This window comes from Xanthomonas sp. 3793 (assembly GCF_024806835.1).
GTDB lineage: Bacteria > Pseudomonadota > Gammaproteobacteria > Xanthomonadales > Xanthomonadaceae > Xanthomonas > Xanthomonas arboricola_F.
This window is the reverse complement of the sequence record NZ_JANTYU010000003.1, coordinates 123,306-143,838: the sequence shown is the minus strand read 5'-3', so window position 1 is coordinate 143,838 and position 20,533 is coordinate 123,306. Positions and strand designations below refer to the sequence as shown.

Genomic DNA, 20,533 nt, shown 5'->3' with positions numbered 1-20,533 from the left:
CGCTTGCGCGCGATGCGGCGTTACCGGTGAAGCTTCGTCGCGCCCTGGTGCGCTCCTACAGCGGATGCGGCTGTTGCGCTGCCGGCAACGTCTGCTGAGCCGCGTGGATGGTTGCGCGATCACCCGTAGGAGCGGGCTTGCCCGCGAGGGCCTTGCCAGGGAAGCCACGTCGCGTAGGAGCGGGCTTGCCCGCGATGGGCGTTGCCGGCAACGCCCATCGCGGGCAAGCCCGCTCCTACAGGTCGTCGGTAGGCGCACACGATGGTTGGTGTTGAAACCGTCGTGATGGTCGCGATCATCTAATCCTTTTGGGTTAGTCTTCGACGACTTTGCGCTTGATGAGGGTGTGCGTTTCCGATGAACGAGTACCGCAGCAGTCTTGTGTTCGCTACCCCCGATCTTCCCTTGCGCGACGATGTGCGTCGCCTGGGTGCACTGGTCGGCGATCTGCTCGCCGAGCAGGTGTCTGCAGAATTCCTCGACGAAATCGAACGCGTCCGTACCACCGCCATTGCGCGTCGCGAGAGCGATGCGCCGCCTTCCACGTTGAGCGAGCAGCTGACCGGCCGTGAGCCGCGCGATGCCGAATCGCTGGTGCGTGCCTTCAGCACCTATTTCCAGGTGGTCAACATCGCCGAGCGCGTGCATCGCATCCGCCGCCGCCGCGAGTACCAGCGCAGCGGTACCGATACGCCGCAGCCCGATGGCCTGCACGATGCCCTGCGCCGGCTCAAGGCGCAGGGCGTGAGCCTGGAAGAACTCAGCCAGTGGTTGCCGCGCATCGACGTGGAGCCGGTGTTCACCGCGCACCCCACCGAAGCGGTGCGCCGCGCGCTGCTGGAAAAAGAACAGCTGATGGTCGCCAGCCTGGTCGACAACCTCGACGGCATGCGCACCCCCAACGAGCGCGCCAGCGATGCGGCGCGCTTCCGCATGGCCCTGACCGCGTCCTGGCAGACCGCCGATTCCTCGCCGGTGCGTCCCACAGTGGACGACGAACGCGAACACGTGGGGTTCTATCTCACCCAGGTGCTCTATCGCGTCATCCCGGTGATGTACGAAACCCTCGAACACGCCATCGAAGAAACCTACGGCAGCGTGCCGACCCTGCCGCGGCTGCTGCGCTTCGGCACCTGGGTGGGCGGCGACATGGACGGCAATCCCAACGTGGATGCCACCACCATCGCCGGCACCCTGGATGCGCAGCGCCGTGCGGTGCTGGACCGCTACCAGAAGGAACTCTGGCAACTGGCCAGCCTGCTCAGCCAGTCGACCACGCTGGTGGCGGCGAGCCCGGCATTGAATGCGCAACTGGAGCGCTACCGCGCATTGCTGCCGGACGCAGCCGCGCGCTCGCGCCCGCGCCACGGCGACATGCCGTACCGGCTGCTCAACGACCTGATGCGTGCACGGCTGCAGGCCACGCTGGACGATGCCGATGGCGCTTACAGCGCACCGTCGGAGCTGGAGCACGATCTGCAGGTGATCCTGGACAGCCTGCAGGCCAACAAGGGGCTGCATGCCGGTTGGTTTGCGGTGCGTCGGCTGTTGTGGCGCGTGCGCAGCTTCGGGTTCCATCTGGCGCGTCTGGATGTGCGTCAGGAATCGAGCGTGCATGCGCGCGCGGTTGCCGATGCGTTGGAACAGGGCGACTGGGACGCGCAGGACGCCACCCAGCGCGCCGCGCTGCTGGGCCCGTACGCGTCTGGCGAGCAGGCGTTGCCGCGTGTGCAGGACGACGGCAATGCGCGGCTGGACGCGGTGTTCGCCGCACTTGCCGATGCACGCACGCGCCACGGCGCCGATGCGCTGGGCAGTTACATCATTTCGATGGCGCATAACCGCGCCGACGTGCTCACCGTGCTCGCCCTGGCGCGGCGCGGTGGCCTGGTCGATGACGCTGGTGCCGTACCGCTGGATATCGTGCCGCTGTTCGAAACCGTGGACGATCTGCGCGGCGGCACCGGCACCGTGCAGGACTTGCTGGCCGACCCGGTGTATCGCCAGCATCTGGCGGCGCGCGGCGATACGCAGATGGTGATGCTGGGTTATTCGGACAGCGGCAAGGACGGCGGCATCGCGGCGTCGCGCTGGGGCCTGCAGCGCGCGCAGGTGGAACTGCTGGAAGCGGCCGCCGAACTCGGCGTGCGGCTGACCTTTTTCCACGGGCGCGGCGGCTCGATCGCCCGCGGCGGCGGCAAGACCAGCCGCGCGCTGGATGCGGCGCCGCGCGGCAGCGTCGACGGCCGCTTGCGCGTCACCGAGCAGGGCGAGGTGATCCATCGCAAGTACGGCATTCGCGCACTGGCCTTGCGCTCGCTGGAGCAGATGACCGGCGCGGTATTGCTGTCCAGCCTGCGCCCGCGTATGCCCGAGCCGCGCGAGGACACCTGGCGTCCGGTGATGGATCTGGTTGCCGAACGCAGCAGCGTGGCCTATCGCGCCTTCGTCGGTGCACCGGATTTCATGCAGTACTTCCGCCTGGCCACGCCGATCGATGTGATCGAACGCATGACGCTGGGCTCGCGCCCCTCGCGTCGGCTGGGCCAGGACGCGGCGCTGTCGAATCTGCGCGCGATCCCGTGGGTGTTTGCATGGAGCCAGGCGCGCGCGGTGATTCCGGGCTGGTTCGGCGTGGGCAGCGGCTTGCAGGCGGCGGTGGAGGCCGGGCATGAGGACAGCCTGCGCGAGATGGCGCAGGACTGGCCGTTCTTCCGCACCTTCCTGGACGACATCGCCATGGTGCTGTCCAAGGGCGACCTCAACATCGCCGAGCTGTTCTCGCGCTTGTCGGGCGACCTGCATGCGCGGTTTTTTCCGCAGATTCGCGACGAACTGGCGCTGACCAAGCACTGGGTCAAGGCGCTGCTGCAACAGCAATCGTTGCTGCAGCACGACCCGCGCCTGGCGTTGTCGATCCGCCTGCGCAACCCTTACATCGACCCGATCAGCGTATTGCAGGTCGACCTGCTGCAACGTTGGCGCGCCACCGGTGGCGAAGACGAGGACCTGCTGCGTGCGCTGGTCGCCTGCGTCAACGGCGTCTCGCAAGGCGTGCAGAACACCGGCTGATCCGACCGTTGGTCGGAGAGGGCGCGCAAGCGGCAAGCGGACTCTGGCATTAGCGGACAAATCTGTCCGATAATGCCGGCATGACGACTCCCCGCCCCGATGCCGCGCTACGCCGCCGGCAGATTCTCGATGCCGCCGACGAAGTGTTCAGCGAACACGGCGTCAATGCCCCGTTGGAACTGGTGGTGGAACGTGCCGGCCTCGGCCGCGCCACCCTGTACCGCAATTTTCCGGATCGGGTGGCGTTGATGACCGCGCTGATGGCGCGTGGTCTGGATGGCCTGGAGCGGCTGGCCGCCGATCTGGCCGACCGAGCGGACGGCCTGGCCGTGCTGCTGCACGACGTGGCCGAGCACATCGCCCAGTCTGCGCCGCTGGTGGATTTCTGGCGCTCGATGGAACGCGCAAATCCGGCGGTGGAAGCGGCCGACCGGCGGGTTGTGGCGATCTTCTTGCCGTTCGTGCACCGCGCCCGCGATGCCGGCCTGTGCCGGGCCGATGTCGACGACGAGCAACTGCTGCTGGTGATCGACATGCTGGGCAGTTGCCTGCGCGGTAACGACGAAGCGGAGCGCAAGCGCCTGGCGCATCGCTCGGCGGACCTGTTGATGCACGCGCTGGGCATGCAGGTGCCGCAAGGCGGCACGCGATGACACCAGCCACCCGCGCGGCGATCGGCCGCTGGGCGCTGCGCGCGCTGCTGGTGCTGGCGGCGCTGTGGGGCGGCCTGGCGATCTATTTCGCGCTCACCGGCAACGCCCTGGTGCGTGGCGGTTGGGTGGCCTCGTGGTGCGCGATGGCGTTGGCCGCGCTATGGGGCTTGCGCCGTGGCCGCGAGAACTGGGCCCTGGTGGGCATCTTCGGTGCCGCGTTCGTGGCGCTGGCGGTGTCGTGGGGGTTGATGCAGCCCAGCCAGGACCGCGACTGGGCCGACGATGTCGCCCAGCGCCTGCAGCCGCAGGTGCGCGGCAACATCGTCACCCTGCACAACGTGCGCAACTTCGATTGGCGTAGCGAAACCAACTACGTCCCACGCTGGGAGACCCGCCAGTACGATCTGGATCGCCTGGTCAGCGCCGATCTGGCCCTGTCGTACTGGATGGGCCCGGCGATTGCGCACACGCTGGTGTCGTTCGGCTTCGACGATGGCTCGCACGTGGTGTTCTCGCTGGAAATCCGCAAGGAACGCGGCGAATCGTTTTCTGCGGTGGGCGGCTTCTTCCGCAGCTTCGAAGAAACCCTGGTGGCCGCCGACGAGCGCGACATCCTGCGCGTGCGCACCAACGTGCGTGGCGAAGACATGTACCTGTATCGCCTGGCCATTCCCAGGGCGGGTCTGCGGCGCATGTTCATGGGCTACGTGGCGCTGGCCAACGACTTGAATCGCAAGCCGGCCTTCTACAACACGCTGACCAGCAACTGCACCACGATCGTGTATGCCCTGGTGCGCCAGCTGCAGCCCAGCTTGCCGCTGGATCACCGCTTGCTGCTGTCCGGCTACGCCGATCAGTACGCGTACGACCATCATGGCCTGATGCCGGGCTATGACTTTGCGACCTTGAAGCAGCGCGGGCACTTCACCGCGCGAGCCATCGCCGCCGACACCGCGGCCGACTTCTCCGAACGCATCCGCGCCGGCATGCCGCAGGCGCCTGCGCCCGGCGTATCGACGAGCGCATCACGGTGATGATGCACGGGCATCCGCGTCGCGTCACCGTGGTCTTGGCGGCGCTGCTCGCCTGCACGTGGCTGAGCGGCTGCGCGATGGTCACGGTGCAAGCGCGCAACAGCGGCGACTACATCGCGCGCACGCGTGGCGATGTGCTCAGCACCGGTGCGCTCAGCCAGGCCGGCAGCGAGACCTTGCAGGTGGCCGGGCTGCACCCCAAGGCCTGCCGCAAGCAGCCGTTGCCGTGCGCGCAGCAGCTCACCACGGTGGCAGGCGTCGGCGATGAGCGCCGCCTGGCCACGCAAGCCGAGCTGTGGACGGCACACGCGACCGACCTGAGCGGCCGCAACCCGGCACAGATGAGCGACGCGGCGGTGCAGGCCTGGCTGGAGGCCGCGCGGCACGCCTATGCCTATCTGTTTTTCACCGCGCGGGCCCCGAGTGCGCGCGCGTTCGAAAACCGCCAGACGCAGGTGCGCGACTACTACAACTATGCCGTGCAGCAGGTGGTCGAACGGCTGTTCGCGCGCGCGCAACAGGCCGGCGACACGGTGCCTACGCCGACGCAGGTGGGCCGCTGGCAGGTGGCCATCGACATGTCCGCGTATCGGCTGCCGGGTGGCGGCAACACGCCGCGCGCGATCTTTGCCGCCTCGGCGCTACGCTTCAATGGATTGCGCAGCACCTATCGACGCGATGGCTTCGGTGCCGAACTGGTGGCCGAAGTGGACCCGCAGGTGGTCGGCGACCCGGCCGGGCTGGCCCTGCAGCAAGCCGCCGCCGCAAGTGCGCCGCCACAGCGCCCGATACCGACCTTCAGCGAGATGCCGTACGCACCGGCAACGCTGCTGCTGCGTTTCGATGGCGATACCCTGGATGCGGTGCTGCGGACCGATGTGGTCACCGTGGTGCCGTACGACCCGTATCGCCAGAACGAGGTGGTGCTGCATGGTCAGCGTGTACCGCTGGCAGCCAACTTCACCGCCGCCTACGGGCTGTGGCTGGCCAAGTCGGGCTTTGCCGCGCAATCGCTGCGCTCGATGCTGGGCAGCGCGCGCGGCATCGATCGCCCGCATCTGTATCTGATGCAGCCCTACGACCCCAACCGCCGCGTGCTGCTGATGCTGCACGGGCTGGCCAGCAGCCCGGAAGCCTGGGTCAACGTGGCCAATGAAGTGATGGGCGACGAAACCCTGCGTCAGCGGTATCAGATCTGGCAAGTGTATTACCCCACCAATGCGCCGATTGCGGTCAATCGTGCGGAAATCCAGGCATTGGTGGAGCGCAGCCTGCGCCACTTCGACCCATCCGGCACGGCGATCGCCTCGCAGGACATGGTGTTGATCGGCCACAGCATGGGCGGGGTGATCGGGCGCCTGTTGGTGTCTGCGTCCGGCGAACAGCTGTGGAACGCGCTGCTGCAGGACTATCGGCTGGACGGCGAGCGCGGCGCACGGGTGCGTGCGACGTTGTCGCCATTGCTGCATTTTTCGCCAATGCCGCAAATCGACCGCGCCATCTTCATCGCCGCACCGCACCGCGGCACGCCACTGGCCGAAGGTGGGCTCGGGCGCTTCGTCGGCCGCCTGGTGCGGCTGCCGGTGGCCTTGCTGGATCGCTTCGGCGACGTTCTGCAGGATCTCGCCAACAGCGAGCGCGAGGGGCACGGCGGTGACTACCGGCGCAAGGGGCGCCTGCTGCCGCCCACCAGCATCGACAACCTGCGCGATACCGACCCGTTCGTGCGTGCCACGATGGATCTGCCGATCTCGCCGCAGGTGCGGTACCACACCATCGTCGGCCGCGAAAAGCCGCAGGTGCCGCTGGCCGATTCCGACGACGGCCTGGTGCCGTATCGTAGCGCGCATCTGGACGGTGCCGCCTCCGAGCTGGTGGTGACCTCCTGGCACAGCGTGCAGGAAACCCCGCAGGCGATCCTGGAGATCCGCCGCATCCTGCATGCGCAATTGCAGGCCGAGGCCGGGCAGGCACCTGCGCAGGGTGCCGCGCCCGCGGCTGCGGCGACGCCCGCGATGTTGTGAGGCTGCGGCCCGCGCGATCGCTGGATGCCGAGGACGATTGCCGGAAAGCGCGGCGGAGCTGGCATGCAGATACGCGCGCCGCGCCTGGTGACGGCCGCGCCGCGCGCATGGGGGGCGCGGCTCGCCTTGCATCCAGCAGGTTGCCCGCTGACGGCATCCTCGTGTTGCCGCGTGCCACGCTGCCGTACCCTGCTCGATCGGTCTGTTTCTCGACGCGCAGCCGTCATCTGCAAGCACGTTGCCGTTAGCGCCGGCAGTGCCGTCGGCAAGCATCCGGACCGGCCCTTAGCGCCTTGTTTACCGTGCGCGTGCTATCAGGCAGCTCTCGTACAGGCTCGAACAAGGAAGAGGCGATGCGCAAGCTGTCGGCAGTGCTGTGGGTCCCGCTGTTGCTGGTCGGTTGCGGACGTGGCGAAGGTGCGAAGGATGCAGCGGCGGCTGCCGATCCAGCGCCCGCAGCAGCGCAGGCGGCGCAGGCCAACGGCGCGCCGGACGCGTCCGCAGCAGCGGATGAAACCGTGCCGGAATTTCCGGCCATCCCCACCATCGTCATCCCCGAGATCGTCGGCGTTACCCCGGCCCAACGCGCGCTGGAAGCCTCGCTGCAGGACATCCTCGACCCGATCGAAGGCGTCAGCGTCGCACCTGCGCGCTGCGGCGATGGCGGCGCGTTGATCAACGATGCCGGCATCACCAGCGTCGACGCCGACGGCAACCTGCTGCGCAACGGCGGCGACGGCCTGTTCAACCTCAAGGCCGACGGCAGCGGCACCGCCAACTTCGAGGGCGGCCTGGTCAACGTCAACGCCGATGGCAGCGGCACCATCAACGCATCCGGGCAGGGCGGCGACGATGCCCTCATCGATGTGCAATCCAACGGGGGCGGCACCTACAACGGCCCGGCCGGCTTGATCAGTTTGAACGGCAAGGGCGCAGGCACCTGGAACAGCGACAAGAGCGGCCTGATCGACAATCACGGCGATGGCAGCGGCACCTGGAATGGGCCGCGCGGGTTGGTCACCGTCAATGCCGATGGTTCCGGCACCTGGAACGGGCCGGATGGCCTGGTGCAGAACCGCGGCGACGGGACCGGCACGGTCGGCATCCCGCCGCGCGAAGTGCGCATGCCGCCGCTGCCGAAGGTACCGCCGGCCGGCCGCTTCCCGCCGTTGCAGAAGTTCGCTCCGCCCGGGGCGCCTTGTGGCTATTTGATCAGCTTGAACGACCGCATCCTGTTCGACTTCGACAAGTCCGACATCCGCACCGATGCCGCACGCGTCCTCGACACGCTGGCTGCCGCGCTGGGCAAGGTGACCACCAAGCAGCTGGAAGTGCGCGGGCACACCGATGCAAAGGGCGACGACGCCTACAACCAGTCCCTGTCCGAGCGCCGCGCCAACGCGGTGCTGGCCGCATTGCTCACACGCGGCGCCGCACAGGCCGCCGGCGCAAAAGGCTATGGCGAATCGCAACCGGTGGCGCCCAACACGGTCAACGGCCAGGACAATCCGGGCGGTCGTCAACTCAATCGCCGCGTCGAGATCTTCCTGCGCACATGAGTGGGATACGCAGGATGGGGTGAGCGCGATCGGCTGCAGCTGCGTGCTGCGTCGGCACAGATCTCGATCACGCTGACGCAGGCCTTGGGCGCTGTCGCGAGCGGATTGTCGCCTCGCGAGTCGCGATGCGTCACGACGCGTCGTCGCGTACGTCGGACCTTCAAGCGCGCTGTGGGCATCTTCTTCGCAGAAGGGGCCGCTTTGCTGCGAGACACACGGCTGGAACCATGACGCCACCGCGTCATGCGTGGTCGTGTCGCGCCCTGCGAAGATGCGTGCGCACCCGCGCAAGCGGCCGTATGCGCATGCCGGCAGCGATCCGCGCTTCCATACGCCAGCGACTATGCCGACTTGCGCGCTCGCTGCGCGCATTTGTCATGTCGGCAGCTCGCGTCACGGCATTGAAATATGCCGTCACCACCATGCGCGGCGCCTGCTTGCAGGTGTGACGCAGGTCCGCCGCTGCAGGCCGCGTCGCTCTCCCACACATCACCGTGGCGCCGCCGTGGCATGAGTCCATGGCGCGTTGCTGCACGCATCGGATTTGATCATGATCGTTCGTTGTACGTTGTCGCGTCCTTCGCGCCTGTCGCAGGCCTTGTGCGTGTCGTTGTCGATCGTGTGCGGCCATGCAGCCGCGCAGTCTGCCGCAGCAACGCCTGCGCAAGGCGAGATGGCGACCTTGGACAAGGTCACCGTCGCCGCCACCCGTTACAACGCGACTGACATGCAGATGGCCGCGACCAACACCGTCAACGTGTTGTCGGCCGACGACCTCAAGACCACCGCCGTGCACAACGTGGCCGAAGCATTGGGGCTGATGCCGGGCGTCAATGTCATCAATACCGGGCAATCGTACTTCGGCGGCATCGATGGCGCCGCGCGCGGCGAAGGCATGTTTTCGTCGGTGCGCGGCCTCAATGCCGAGTACAACGTCAACCTGATCAACGGCATCAACGTCGCGCAGGGCATGCCGTACAGCCGTGGTGTGCAATTGAGCCTGCTGCCGCCCTCGGGCCTGCAGACCATCGTGTTGAACAAGACGTCCACCGCCGATATGGATGGCGATGCGATCGGCGGCACCATCGACTACCGCACGCCCAGCGCCTTCGATTCGCCCGATCGCCAGGGCGGCAGCGTGACCTTGAGCGGACGCATGGAGAGTCGTGCGCGCGATTACGGCGATTCCGGGCTGGGAAGCGGCGCAGCCGGCGATTGGCATGCACGCTTTGGCGACGCCGGGCAGCTCGGCGTGGCGGTCAGCGCGTATTACGACGAACGCCATTTCGTGAACAGCGAAGTGGCCGGCGCGTCGGCCGCGCGCAACGATGGTTCGTGGGAGTTTGCGCGCGCCGATGCCGGCGGCAATCTGGCTGCAGGCAGCGACCCGCAACAGGTGCTGCAGAGCACTGGCGTCAACATCGGGTATTCGCAAGGCGACACCCGCCGCTACGGCGGCAATGCGGCGTTCGATTGGCGTGTGGACCCCAGTCTGCATCTCTATGCGCGCATGACCTACGCCTTCGCCAAGACCGAGCAGAACACCGGCTACACGCAGTTCGTGCCGGCCAATGTCAGCTTCACCCAGATCGGCAGCAGTGGCGTGTACCAGCCGCAGATCAATCGCATCGCGGTGCGCTACTGGTACGAAACCAACCCCGAGCAGGCCGACCTTGCCACCCTCCAGTTCGGTGCGGAAAAACAGCTCGGCCATTGGACGTTTGCGCCGAACATCTTTTACGGCACCGGCAACAACGATCGCCCGGACCACGTGGAAATTTCCGCGCGCAACGATCAATACACCTCGAGCAACTTCGCCTACGGCGCGAACCACTTCATCAGTTACGACGGCGACGGCTTTCCCATCCCGCTGCTGACTTCTGCGATGCAGGCACAGGCCTCCGATGTGGGCAGCCTGTTCGCGCGACGTACCGGGCAGCTTTCCAGGCAGTACAGCGGCCAGGACAAGGGCGGCGGCAAATTCGATGTGGGCTACGATTTCGATGACGGCCTGCTCAGCCGCATCGCGTTCGGCGTGAAGTATGTCGACAGCTCGCGCAGCTTCACCGATCGCGACTGGACCAATGCCAAGTACACCGACGGCACCTTGCTGCGCGACACCGGGCTGATCGCGCAGCGCTACGACGCTGTCTATCCGGGGCAATACGCACTGCCCACGGTGCGGCTGAGCAATGCCGCGCTCAACGACCTGATCGCACGCACGCTGACGCCAGCCAGTTTCGACAGCTGCGGAAAACTGGCGATCAATAACCTCAACTGCAATACCATGCGCGCCACCGAAGCGGTCAGCGCTGCCTATGCGATGGCGACATTGCATAGCGGCGATTGGGAAATCCTGCCGGGCGTGCGCCTGGAACATACCGCCATCACCAACACCTTCTGGGCGCAGCCGGCGGCCGTCAACGGGGCCGAGCAGGTCGGTGCATTCGCCAACAATCGCACCCGTTACAACGTGGTCTTGCCAAGCGTCTTCGTGAACTACCGGCCCGCCGGCGACAGCGCGGTGTATCGCGGCTCGGTGTGGACCAGCTACACACGCCCGGCATTCGTGCAACTGGGAGGTGGCCGCTCCACGGATATTTCCAGCGATGGCCAGACCATCATCACCGAAGGCAATCCGGATCTGAAACCGATCAAGTCGCTCAACGTGGATCTGTCGGGCGAATGGCAGAACGACGCTGGCGGCCACGCGATGCTGGCCGGTTATTACAAGCGCCTGACCGACTACATCTACGAGAGTGGATCGGAGGCGGCCAACGCCGGGCAGAGCGGCACCGCCAGCACCCGCTTCGTGCGTCCGCAAAATGGTGGCGACGGCCGCGTGCTGGGCCTGGAGGCCGCCGTGCGGCAGACCTTCCAGGGCTTGCCTGCGCCGCTGGATGGCGTCGGCATCGGCGCCAATGTCACCCGCCAGACCACACGCGTGGATCTGGGCGAAGCAGGCTTTGCGCACGAACGCATCCAGAATGCACCGAACCTGCTCGCCAACGCGGAAGTGTTCTACGAAAAGGGGCCGTGGTCGATCAACCTGAGCTACCACTATTCCGGCGAATACGTGTCGGTCTACGACTATCTCAACCAGGGCGCGCGCTGGGACAACCTGTGGATCAAGCCGATCACCCGCGTCGATCTGCATCTGGGCTATGCGCCGGGCGATCACCTGCGTGTGGATCTGTCGGTTGCCAATCTCACCAGGCAGCACAGCTATTGGGCGCATGTGGGGCACGACACCACGGCCATTTCCGACATCGTCGATTCGGGCATGACCAGCCTGGTGACCGCCAAATATGTGTTCTGAGTCGGATTGTGCAGGGTGGGGCGTGTCGGCAGGTGTGCAGCAGCGCAACCGCAAGGCTGCGGAGCAGGGCGCATCGCAGTGCGGGGCACTCACTGGCGGTGGGGAGCCGCCGCAGTCTGGGCGATGCAAAGGGGCCGGAGGCGATGCGATGGGGATCGCGTCGCCTCCGCTACGCGCAGCGCAAGTGCGGCGGCGCGGAATCGCGCCTGCGATCGCCGCTGCCTGCCTGCTGATGGCGCTTGCCGCGCTGTTGGGCGGCTGTGCATTGCCCTCGCGCAGCGCATCGCATGGTCGTGCGAATGATCGCGACCACGACGCTGGTGGCGCAGACCGGCAAACCGAGCAGCTGGAGCGCGTGGTGGTGGTGTTCCGCCACGGTGTGCGTGCGCCGCTGCAGGGCGAGGCGGCTGCCGCGCGCTACGCCGACCAAGCCTGGCCGCAGTGGTCCACCCCGGCCAGCCTGCTCACTCCGCGCGGCCGCAAGGCAGTGCGATTGAGCGGCGAGTATCTGCGTCAGTGGTTGGCCCAGCAGGCGCTGCTGCCGCGCACCGGATGCCCGGCACCGGGGAGCGTGTCGGTCTGGGCCAATACCGATCAGCGCACCATCGACAGCGGTGCCTTGCTGGCCGACGCACTGGCGCCGGGCTGCGGCATCGTCGCCGGGCACCGCGAGGCGGGCAGTAACGACCCGCTGTTCCGGCCGATCGAGGCGGGCGTGGTGGCGTTCGATGCGGCAGCCGCGGTGGCATCGATCCAGCGGCAGACCGGTGGCCCTGCCGCAGTGCTGCAAGGCCATGCGGACGAGTTGCAGGCGATGCAGCAGATCCTGGGTTGCACGCGCACGCCTTGCGACTTTGCGCGCATGCCCTCGACGTTGGCGCCATCGGCCAATGGGCGTGGACTGGCCTTGGGCGGGCCGATCGATCTGACCTCCGGCACCGGCGAAGTGCTGTTGCTGCAGTACGCCGACGGCCTGCCGCTGTCGCAGGTCGGCTGGGGCCGCGCCACACCCGAACGACTGGCGCAGGTCTCGCGCCTGCACGCGCTGTTGTTCGATATCTACGCGCGCCCGCACTACATGGCGCAGCGCTCCGGCGCACCGCTGGCACGCGAGGTGCTGCAGCGGTTCGGCGATGTGCAGGCGCCGAAGGTCTCGTTGTTTGTCGGCAGCGATACGCACATCGCTGCATTGAGCGGGCTGCTGGGCGTGCATTTCCACTTACCCGGCTACGGCGCCGACGACCCGCCGCCGGGGGGCGCGTTGGTGCTCGGCTTGTGGCGCGAGCAAGACGGCACGAAGGTTGTGCGCGCCCTCTACCTGGCGCAATCGCTGGATCAACTGCGCACGCTGGCACCACTGGATCTTGCCCATCCGCCGCTGCAGCAGGAGCTGTCACTGGGCTTGTGCGCTCCGGAGCAACGCATGGCCTGCCCGTTGGCGGACTTTGCTACGGCGCTCGAACAGCAGTTGCAGCTCGATCGGTAGTTTCGCGATCGCGACAGCTGTCCTGCGGTGGTCTGCATGGCGTGTGGCTTCGCCCCGCACCCTCACCCCAACCCCTCTCCCGCAGGAGAGGGGCTTGAGCAGCGGTTGGCGTCGTTGTCCCTTCTCCCGCAAGGCGGGAGAAGGTGCCCATAGGGGTAGATGAGGGTACGTGCGCAGCTACGTGCTATTCGGCAGGTGAGCGGCTTCTGAGCGGCTTCGCCCGAACCCTTACCCCAACCCCTCTCCCGCAGGAGAGGGGCTTGAGCAGCGGTTGGCGTCGTTGTCCCTTCTCCCGCAAGGCGGGAGAAGGTGCCCCATAGGGGTGGATGAGGGTACGTGCGCAGCCACGTGCTATTCGGCAGGTGAGCGGCTTCTGAGCGGCTTCGTCCGAACCCTCACCCCAACCCCTCTTCCTCAGGAGAAGGGCTTGAGCAGCGGTTGGCGTCGTTGTTCCTTCTCCCGCAAGGCGGGAGAAGGTGCCCCGTAGGGGCGGATGAGGGTACGTCCGCAGCCACGTGCTATTCGGCAGGTGAGCGGCTTCGCCCGAACCCTCACCCCAACCCCTCTCCTGCGGAGAAAGGGGCTCTATTTCGCCACGCCCATCCGCGTGTGGGTCCGCCGTAAGCCGAAGCCTTCGTAACCTGCCACTTCCTGGAGTTGGACAACCCACCGACAGACCTCAAAACGAAACCGGGCCGCATCAGCGGCCCGGTCGTCGTGCATCGCGCTCGCTCCTGCAGGAGCGGCGTGCTTACTTCAGCTTTGCATCGGCGCGCAGGGCGTCGGCGCGGTCGGTCTTTTCCCACGAGAACGAGGTAGCGGAATGCTGCGTGCCGGCACCGTCGGTGTAGCTGAAGTCCTTCGGCTTGCGGCCGAAGTGACCGTAGGAGGCAGTCTGCTGGTACATCGGGTGGATCAGGTCGAGCATCTGGATGATGCCGAACGGACGCAGGTCGAAATGCTTGCGGATCAGCTTTTCGATCTGCTCGTCGGCGATCTTGCCGGTGCCGAAGGTGGTGACCGAGATCGAGGTCGGCTCGGCCACGCCGATGGCGTAGGAAACCTGCACTTCGCAACGGTCGGCCAGGCCGGCAGCCACGACGTTCTTGGCCACATAGCGCGCGGCATAGGCGGCCGAACGGTCGACCTTGGACGGATCCTTGCCGGAGAACGCGCCGCCGCCGTGACGGGCCCAGCCGCCGTAGGTGTCGACGATGATCTTGCGGCCGGTCAGGCCGCAATCGCCCACCGGGCCGCCGATCACGAACTTGCCGGTCGGGTTGATGTGGAACTTGGTGCCCTTGTGCAGCCACTTGGCCGGCAGCACCGGCTTGAGGATTTCCTCGCGCACCGCTTCGATCAGGTCCTTCTGCTTGATGCCCGGGTCGTGCTGGGTCGACAGCACCACCGCGTCGATCGCGGTCGCCACGCCGTCTTCATAGCGCAGGGTGACCTGCGACTTGGCGTCCGGACGCAGCCAGGACAGCGCCGAGTTCTTCTTCTTGCGGATCTTCGCCTGCTGCTCGACCAGGCGGTGCGACAGGTGGATCGCCGCCGGCATGAAGCTGTCGGTCTCGTTGGTGGCATAGCCGAACATCAGGCCCTGGTCGCCGGCGCCCTGTTCTTCGGGCTTCTTGCGGTCCACGCCCTGGTTGATGTCCGGCGACTGCTTGCCGATCAGGTTGAGCACGCCACAGGTCTCGCCGTCGAAGCCGACGTCGGAGCTGTTATAGCCGATGTCCAGGATCACCTTGCGGGTGAGGGCTTCCAGGTCGATCCAGGCGCTGGTGGTCACTTCGCCGGCAACGATCGCCACACCGGTCTTGACCATGGTCTCGCACGCCACGCGGGCACGCTTGTCCTGGGCCAGGATGGCATCCAGCACGGCGTCGGAGATCTGGTCGGCGATCTTGTCCGGATGGCCTTCGGAGACCGATTCGGAGGTGAACAGGTAGCTGGACATCAGGCTTATATCCCTTAATTCGGATGAAAAGATGGGTGCGGATGATACACGCCCCGTGTGTCGGTTGCATTGTGCGCCTGAACGCGATGCCGTGGGGTTAAGCGCGACCGACAAGGCGCTCCGGCAGCCGGCAATGAGGTGTCCGCATCGCGGCAAAGGCGGCCATGCGTGAGCGAGGCGGGCCGATCCCCACAGCCCAGCGCCGTACCTGCCAAGGCGCGGCATGCAATGGGGCCGTCTGCCACTGCCTGAGCTGCTCCAACACCTGGCCGACACTGGGTTCGAGCTGCAAACGCTGTGGTCGGCGTTGGGCATCTACCCACGACAGGACTTGCCACAGCCTCGAGCAACCCGCCGTTCAGTTCGATTCGGCCAGTTGCAGCCGGGGCTCGTGGCTGACCGGGAAATTCATCGAGCGGGCGATGAAGCATTTTTCATGCGCGGTGTGGTGCAGCGCTCTGGCTTGCTCGAGGTCGCTGCCCGGTGCCAAGGTCACCAGCGGGCGCAGCACCACCGAGGTGAATTGCCCGGCGCCATCGGCCTGCTCCAGCATGGCGCCTTCGGCGTTGTCCTCGTAGGCCTGCACGATAATGCCGGCATTGGCGCACAACCCAAGGTACCAGAGCTTGTGACAGGCCGACAGCGAGGCGACCAACAGGTCTTCGGGGTTCCAGCGTGCCGGGTCGCCGCGGAAGCCTGGATCTGACGAGCCGTCGATCACGCTGGCCTTGCCCTCCGCCTCGATACGGTGGTCACGGCTGTAGGCGCGATATCCCGAGGTGCCGCTGCCCTGGTTGCCGGTCCAGGTGACCCTGACGCTGTACTGGTGCTGTTGGTCTGGCATTCCCGCACTCCTTGCCTTGGGCGCACACCATGCGTCCTTCAGACCGGGCTGGCAAGGGACTCCACTGCCTAGGCCTCCACCGGGGTAGGCGCTTCCCAGCGGTGAAACATCCGTGCCAGGTCTTTTCGCATCGGTTGCTGTTGCGCCGGCCGTGACGCAGAGGCGGCGCTTTCCCGGTTTGCTTCAAACAACAAAAGGTCACTTGCGCAGCGTTGCCATGCAGCCGGTCGCGAGTCTTCTTGTGTCCGAGCCGCGACAGGTGCGTAGCGTTCCACACGTACGGCGACCGCTCGTCAAGGCTGCGCTTGCGCCTCACTATCCGCTGCACCCGCGCAGCGTGCCGGCCGCTGCAATGCGCCGCTGGTCGCCCTGGCGCGGATCTTCACTGCAGCTCCGCGCCAGCGCAGCTGTGTGCCGACTGAAAGCGCGTGGGGCGATGCCCGTCCGTGCATGTGGGGCCTGCTAGCATCGGGCGATGGATTCCCTCACCCAGATCGTTCTTGGCGGTGCCATCGCTGCCGCCATCGCGCCGCCCGGACAGCGGCGTGCCGCCTTGCTCGCCGGCGCGGCACTGGGCACCTTGCCCGACCTCGATTCACTGGCCTTGCTGCCACTGACCGACGACCCCGTTACCCTGATGACGGTGCACCGCAGCGTCAGCCACTCGCTGTTCGTGCTGCCGCTGCTGGGCTGGCTGATCTGGTGGCTGTTCCGGCGCTACGGCAATGGACGGGTGGCCAGCGCGCCCAGGCGCTGGTTCTGGGCGATCCAGCTGGCCTTGATCACCCATCCACTGCTGGACGCCTTCACCGTGTACGGCACCCAGCTGTGGTGGCCGCTGCAGCCGCATCCGACCATGTGGTCCAGCGTTTTCATCGTCGACCCGGCCTACACGCTGTGGCTGCTGCTGGCCTGCGCGATCGCCTGGTTCGCGCGCGCGCGCCCACTCGCCCAGCGCGTGCTGGTGATCGGGCTGGTGGCAAGTTCGGCCTATCTGGGCTGGTCGTTGATCGCCAAGCATCTGGTCGATCAGGAAGCCGACCGCGCGCTGGCAGCGATGGGGCTGGCCGATGCGCCGCGCTTCTCGGTGCCGATGCCGCTCAACACCTTGCTATGGCGGGTGGTGGCGATGACGCCCGGCGGCTATGTGATCGGCGAGCGCTCGCTGGTGGCCGACACCGGGCCGATGCAGTTTCGCGGCTTTTCCAGCAACACCCAGGCGCTGGGCGAAGTGGCCGCGTTCGATTCGGTGCGTCGGCTGACCTGGTTCAACCGCGGCTTCATGCGCGCACGCCTGGTCGATGACGACTTGATGCTCAGCGATCTGCGCATGGGCCTGGAGCCGGACTACAACTTCAATTTCGTCGTCGCGCATCGCGACGGCGGGCAATGGCAGCCGATCGTGCCGCGTCAGGTCCAGGCGGCCTATCGCGCGCCGGTGGCCCGCGACCAGATCGGCGCAGTGCTGGCGCAGATGTGGCACCGCATCTGGCATGCGCCCGCCGGCACGGCGCTCACCGGCGATCTGGAGCAGGTCAACACGCCGGCGACGTCGACACACTAGAGCCGCCAACAATCCGACCGTGCCGCCGCCAGCTAGGCGCGGCCCGTGCTCGGTGCGGCATCCACCAGGCGCACTTCATTTGCGTTCGCAGCGCGCCGTGCCTGACGGCTGCTTGCAAGGTGTCGTGAGCCATGCCAGGCCATGGTGCGCAGCGGATGCCAGCACGCAGCGCAGCGCAGCTGCGCGTGTTCGGGTGCCGTCCAGATGCCTCAGGCGGCGTTCGGCAGCGGTGGTGCCACGCCGGCAATCAAGGCGTCGAAATAATCGCGGGTCAGCGCCAGCTGCGCTTCGGGCGTTTCGGCGCGATTGACCACGGCGCGGAAGTCGGCGCTCTGCGGGTGATCCTTCGCGTACCAGCCCAGGTGTTTGCGCGCGATGCGCACGCCCTGCGGTTGGCCGTAGAACGCATGCAGCGCGTCCAGATGACCGAGCAGGGTGTCGCGCACGAAGGCCAGCGTCGGTGGCGGCAACAGCGTGCCGCTGGCCAGGTAATGCGCCACTTCGCCAAAGATCCATGGCCGCCCCTGCGCCGCGCGCCCGATCATCACCGCATCCACACCGGTGGCGCGCAGCACCTGCGCGGCCTTCTGCGGCGAATCGATGTCGCCGTTGGCGATCACCGGGATCTGCAGCGCCGCCTTGATCTCGCCGATGGTGGCGTACTCGGCAGTGCCGGTGTAATGCTGGTCGCGGGTACGCCCATGCACCGCCAGCGCAGCGATGCCGCAATCCTGCGCGATGCGCGCGATGACCGGGCCGTTGCGGTGGTCGCAGTCCCAGCCGGTGCGGATCTTCAGGGTCACTGGCACATCCACTGCCTGCACCACCGCGCGCAAGATCCGCGCCACCAGTTCCTCGTCGCGCATCAACGCCGAGCCGGCCCAGGCATTGCAGACCTTCTTGGCCGGGCAGCCCATGTTGATATCGATCAGCTGCGCGCCATGGTCCACGTTGTAGCGCGCCGCCTCGGCCAGCTGCTGCGGCTCGGTGCCGGCAATCTGCACGCTGATCGGATCCGGCTCGCCGGCATGGTCCATGCGGTGCAGCGATTTGCGCGTGCCCCAGAAACGCGGATCGGAGATGGTCATCTCCGATACCGCCAGCCCGGCGCCCAGCCGCTTGCACAGCAGCCGGAACGGCTTGTCGGTGACGCCCGCCATCGGGGCGAGAATCACCTTGGGGGCAATGGTGTAAGGGCCGATCTGCATGCGCGCATTGTCGCTGGGGTTGCTGCTGCTGCCAACTCGGGCGCCGCCACAGGGGCGCGGCGACAGGCGCGGACCGGTGCTGGGCCAGGCCAGCACGCGCCGGCCGGATCGCACCGACGCGACCGGACCCGGGATCTGCAGGTCAGCGGATCAGCTGGTACAGCTCGAAACCCTTGGCGCCACCGTCCAGGATCAGCAGCAGTTCGTCCGGCCCCAGAGCGACCAGCCGGCCGACGCTGTTGCCGTTGGTGCCGTCGGAGATGTTGCCGGGCGCGTAGCGGCCTTCCGGTTCGTCGTTGACCGTGCTGGCGCCGAGGAAGGCAAACTCGCGGCTGTCCTTGGCCAGTGGATACAACGTGCCGCTGCGACGCTGCGAGCCGCTGACCTTGCGGAAGCGATAGCCGCAGGCATTGCGGCTGATCTCGGCCTTGAAATAGGGGTAGGCATAGGCGAACCGCTGGTCGACCTGGATCGAGCGCACCTGCCAGCGGCCGTCCAGCTTGCCTGGCACCTGCGGCGACCCAGCGCGCTGCAGCAGCGTGCGCGCCAGCGCGGCGCCGTCTTCCTGGTCGGTATCGTCGTAATGCGCTGCGATCGCCTGTTGCAGGCTGTCCGCAGACACGGTTACCGCAGCGCGGTCGGCATCGCTGGCAGTGCCGTTCCAGTCGCAACGCTGCGCAGCGGCCGACAGCGGGACAAGCCAGGCGCACAGCGCAACGAACCGGATCAGGGAAAAATGACGCATCGAGAACTCCTTGTCGTGATGCAGGCCCGTCGCGGCGACGGGCGGTGAAGTGCGGTGGCCCGAGTGAATGCCAGCCGATGTCGCCATCGGCGCAGGCGGTTAGCCGGCGTCCGGCAGCAGCCGTGGCATCGATGCCGCGGCGCCTTCCACTTCGGTGGAGCGGGCGGCGTAGCGGGTGGCAAAGCGGACATGGGTGATGAAGCTAGCGCCCGGCGACTGCGCCAGCGAGGCCACCAGCGCGCCGTTGAAGGCGTCGCCGGCACCGGTGGTGTCCACCGTCTGCGCGCTTTCTGCGCCCACGCGGTAATGCGCCGCACTATCGCCGCGCAACTGCTCGTCGGCATGCGAAATGAAGGCGCCTACCGCGCCCAGCGTCACCACGACGGTGCCGCCCGGCAGCAGCTTGCGGCATAGCGAATGCAGCGTATTGCCATCCAGTGCGGCCACATCGTCGGCATTGATGCGCTCGCCGACGTGGCGGCCGAGCAGGGCGGCGAACTCGGTTTCGTTCGGGGTCAGCACATCCGACAGCTTGAGCAGGCCGATCGAGGTCGGTGCGTTGGCCGGTGCGGCGTTGAGCACGGTCAGTACGCCGCATTCGTGCGCCAGGGTCAGTGCCGACTCGATGGTTTCGGCCGGCGATTCCAGCTGTGCCAGCAGCACGCGGGCCGAGGCAACCAGCGCGCGCTGGTTCTCGACGAAACCGGTGCTCAGCACCGAGTTGGCGCCGGCACCGATTACGATGGTGTTGCGGCCGTGGCCGTCGACATAGATGCCGCCGGTGCCGGTCGGTTCATTGCTCGGCTCGGCGATCAGCGCAAAACCGTCGTGCGCGGCCAGCGAGCGCGCCAGCGCGCCGCCGGCATCGTCGCCCAGCGCGCACAGGAAGTGCGTCTTGGCGCCGGCACGTGCGGCCGCGACCGCCTGATTGAATCCCTTGCCACCCGGGCCGGTGCTGTAGCGGCCGGCGATGGTGGCACCCGGCGCAGGCAGCACATCGCAGCGCCACACGTGATCGACATTGAAAGACCCGACAACGACGACCGAACTCATAAATACCTG

At 67.1% G+C, this 20,533-nt stretch carries 13 protein-coding genes; 8 read left to right on the top strand and 5 right to left on the bottom strand.

The window, feature by feature from the left end:
* Nucleotides 1-357: 357 nt before the first annotated feature.
* The 7 genes from ppc (at nucleotide 358) to FHY18_RS11060 (ending at nucleotide 13,147) form a co-directional block, all read left to right on the top strand.
* Nucleotides 358-3,072 (top strand): phosphoenolpyruvate carboxylase, encoded by a 2,715-nt coding sequence (gene ppc, locus FHY18_RS11090; RefSeq protein WP_259154479.1) that lies wholly within the window; start codon nucleotides 358-360, stop codon nucleotides 3,070-3,072.
* Nucleotides 3,073-3,152: 80 nt separating this feature from the next.
* Entirely contained in the window at nucleotides 3,153-3,725 is a 573-nt protein-coding gene (locus FHY18_RS11085) for a TetR/AcrR family transcriptional regulator (RefSeq protein ID WP_259154478.1), read from the top strand.
* On the top strand, nucleotides 3,722-4,759 hold the full coding sequence (locus tag FHY18_RS11080; protein WP_259154476.1) for a DUF4105 domain-containing protein: 1,038 nt from the start codon (nucleotides 3,722-3,724) through the stop codon (nucleotides 4,757-4,759). Before FHY18_RS11085 ends, FHY18_RS11080 begins: the two co-directional genes overlap by 4 nt.
* Before the next feature lie 2 nt (nucleotides 4,760-4,761).
* A complete protein-coding gene (locus FHY18_RS11075) occupies nucleotides 4,762-6,783 on the top strand; it encodes an alpha/beta hydrolase (RefSeq protein ID WP_259155957.1) in 2,022 nt (673 codons plus the stop codon).
* Between the two features lie 293 nt (nucleotides 6,784-7,076).
* Nucleotides 7,077-8,342 carry an OmpA family protein gene (locus tag FHY18_RS11070; protein WP_259154473.1) on the top strand — a complete coding sequence of 422 codons (1,266 nt, stop codon included), beginning with the start codon at nucleotides 7,077-7,079 and terminating at the stop codon, nucleotides 8,340-8,342.
* A 550-nt stretch (nucleotides 8,343-8,892) separates the two neighbouring features.
* Nucleotides 8,893-11,661: a TonB-dependent receptor gene (locus FHY18_RS11065; RefSeq protein ID WP_259154466.1), complete on the top strand. Its 2,769-nt coding sequence runs from the start codon at nucleotides 8,893-8,895 to the stop codon at nucleotides 11,659-11,661.
* Nucleotides 11,651-13,147, top strand: coding sequence for a histidine-type phosphatase (locus FHY18_RS11060; protein ID WP_259154464.1), 1,497 nt, complete (start codon nucleotides 11,651-11,653; stop codon nucleotides 13,145-13,147). Before FHY18_RS11065 ends, FHY18_RS11060 begins: the two co-directional genes overlap by 11 nt.
* A gap of 751 nt (nucleotides 13,148-13,898) precedes the next feature.
* Here the strand turns inward: FHY18_RS11060 and metK are convergent.
* Together metK and FHY18_RS11050 are read right to left on the bottom strand one after the other, a co-directional pair.
* Entirely contained in the window at nucleotides 13,899-15,110 is a 1,212-nt protein-coding gene (gene metK / locus FHY18_RS11055; RefSeq protein WP_259154461.1) for a methionine adenosyltransferase, read from the bottom strand.
* A 358-nt stretch (nucleotides 15,111-15,468) separates the two neighbouring features.
* Nucleotides 15,469-15,954 carry an OsmC family protein gene (locus FHY18_RS11050; protein ID WP_259154454.1) on the bottom strand — a complete coding sequence of 162 codons (486 nt, stop codon included), beginning with the start codon at nucleotides 15,952-15,954 and terminating at the stop codon, nucleotides 15,469-15,471.
* 475 nt (nucleotides 15,955-16,429) lie between these two features.
* Here FHY18_RS11050 and FHY18_RS11045 point away from each other — a divergent pair, with 475 nt between their 5' ends.
* Nucleotides 16,430-17,518 carry a metal-dependent hydrolase gene (locus FHY18_RS11045; RefSeq protein ID WP_259154452.1) on the top strand — a complete coding sequence of 363 codons (1,089 nt, stop codon included), beginning with the start codon at nucleotides 16,430-16,432 and terminating at the stop codon, nucleotides 17,516-17,518.
* A 209-nt stretch (nucleotides 17,519-17,727) separates the two neighbouring features.
* On the opposite strand, the gene dusB is transcribed toward FHY18_RS11045, so the two are convergent.
* The 3 genes from dusB to FHY18_RS11030 all read right to left on the bottom strand — a co-directional run bounded on the left by dusB (nucleotide 17,728) and on the right by FHY18_RS11030 (nucleotide 20,524).
* Nucleotides 17,728-18,726 (bottom strand): tRNA dihydrouridine synthase DusB, encoded by a 999-nt coding sequence (dusB, locus tag FHY18_RS11040; protein ID WP_259154450.1) that lies wholly within the window; start codon nucleotides 18,724-18,726, stop codon nucleotides 17,728-17,730.
* 142 nt (nucleotides 18,727-18,868) lie between these two features.
* Nucleotides 18,869-19,471 (bottom strand): DUF4893 domain-containing protein, encoded by a 603-nt coding sequence (locus FHY18_RS11035; protein ID WP_259154448.1) that lies wholly within the window; start codon nucleotides 19,469-19,471, stop codon nucleotides 18,869-18,871.
* 99 nt (nucleotides 19,472-19,570) lie between these two features.
* Nucleotides 19,571-20,524 (bottom strand): ribokinase, encoded by a 954-nt coding sequence (locus FHY18_RS11030; protein WP_259154446.1) that lies wholly within the window; start codon nucleotides 20,522-20,524, stop codon nucleotides 19,571-19,573.
* Nucleotides 20,525-20,533 lie beyond the last annotated feature (9 nt).

Bases quoted from the DNA above. Each gene is read 5' to 3' on its own strand.
- FHY18_RS11060 (WP_259154464.1), top strand. From the start codon at position 11,651: ATGTGTTCTGAGTCGGATTGTGCAGGGTGGGGCGTGTCGGCAGGTGTG.
- FHY18_RS11075 (WP_259155957.1), top strand. From the start codon at position 4,762: ATGCACGGGCATCCGCGTCGCGTCACCGTGGTCTTGGCGGCGCTGCTC.
- dusB (WP_259154450.1), bottom strand. From the start codon at position 18,726: ATGCAGATCGGCCCTTACACCATTGCCCCCAAGGTGATTCTCGCCCCG.
- ppc (WP_259154479.1), top strand. From the start codon at position 358: ATGAACGAGTACCGCAGCAGTCTTGTGTTCGCTACCCCCGATCTTCCC.
- FHY18_RS11085 (WP_259154478.1), top strand. From the start codon at position 3,153: ATGACGACTCCCCGCCCCGATGCCGCGCTACGCCGCCGGCAGATTCTC.
- FHY18_RS11080 (WP_259154476.1), top strand. From the start codon at position 3,722: ATGACACCAGCCACCCGCGCGGCGATCGGCCGCTGGGCGCTGCGCGCG.
- FHY18_RS11035 (WP_259154448.1), bottom strand. From the start codon at position 19,471: ATGCGTCATTTTTCCCTGATCCGGTTCGTTGCGCTGTGCGCCTGGCTT.
- FHY18_RS11030 (WP_259154446.1), bottom strand. From the start codon at position 20,524: ATGAGTTCGGTCGTCGTTGTCGGGTCTTTCAATGTCGATCACGTGTGG.
- metK (WP_259154461.1), bottom strand. From the start codon at position 15,110: ATGTCCAGCTACCTGTTCACCTCCGAATCGGTCTCCGAAGGCCATCCG.
- FHY18_RS11065 (WP_259154466.1), top strand. From the start codon at position 8,893: ATGATCGTTCGTTGTACGTTGTCGCGTCCTTCGCGCCTGTCGCAGGCC.
- FHY18_RS11050 (WP_259154454.1), bottom strand. From the start codon at position 15,954: ATGCCAGACCAACAGCACCAGTACAGCGTCAGGGTCACCTGGACCGGC.
- FHY18_RS11045 (WP_259154452.1), top strand. From the start codon at position 16,430: ATGGATTCCCTCACCCAGATCGTTCTTGGCGGTGCCATCGCTGCCGCC.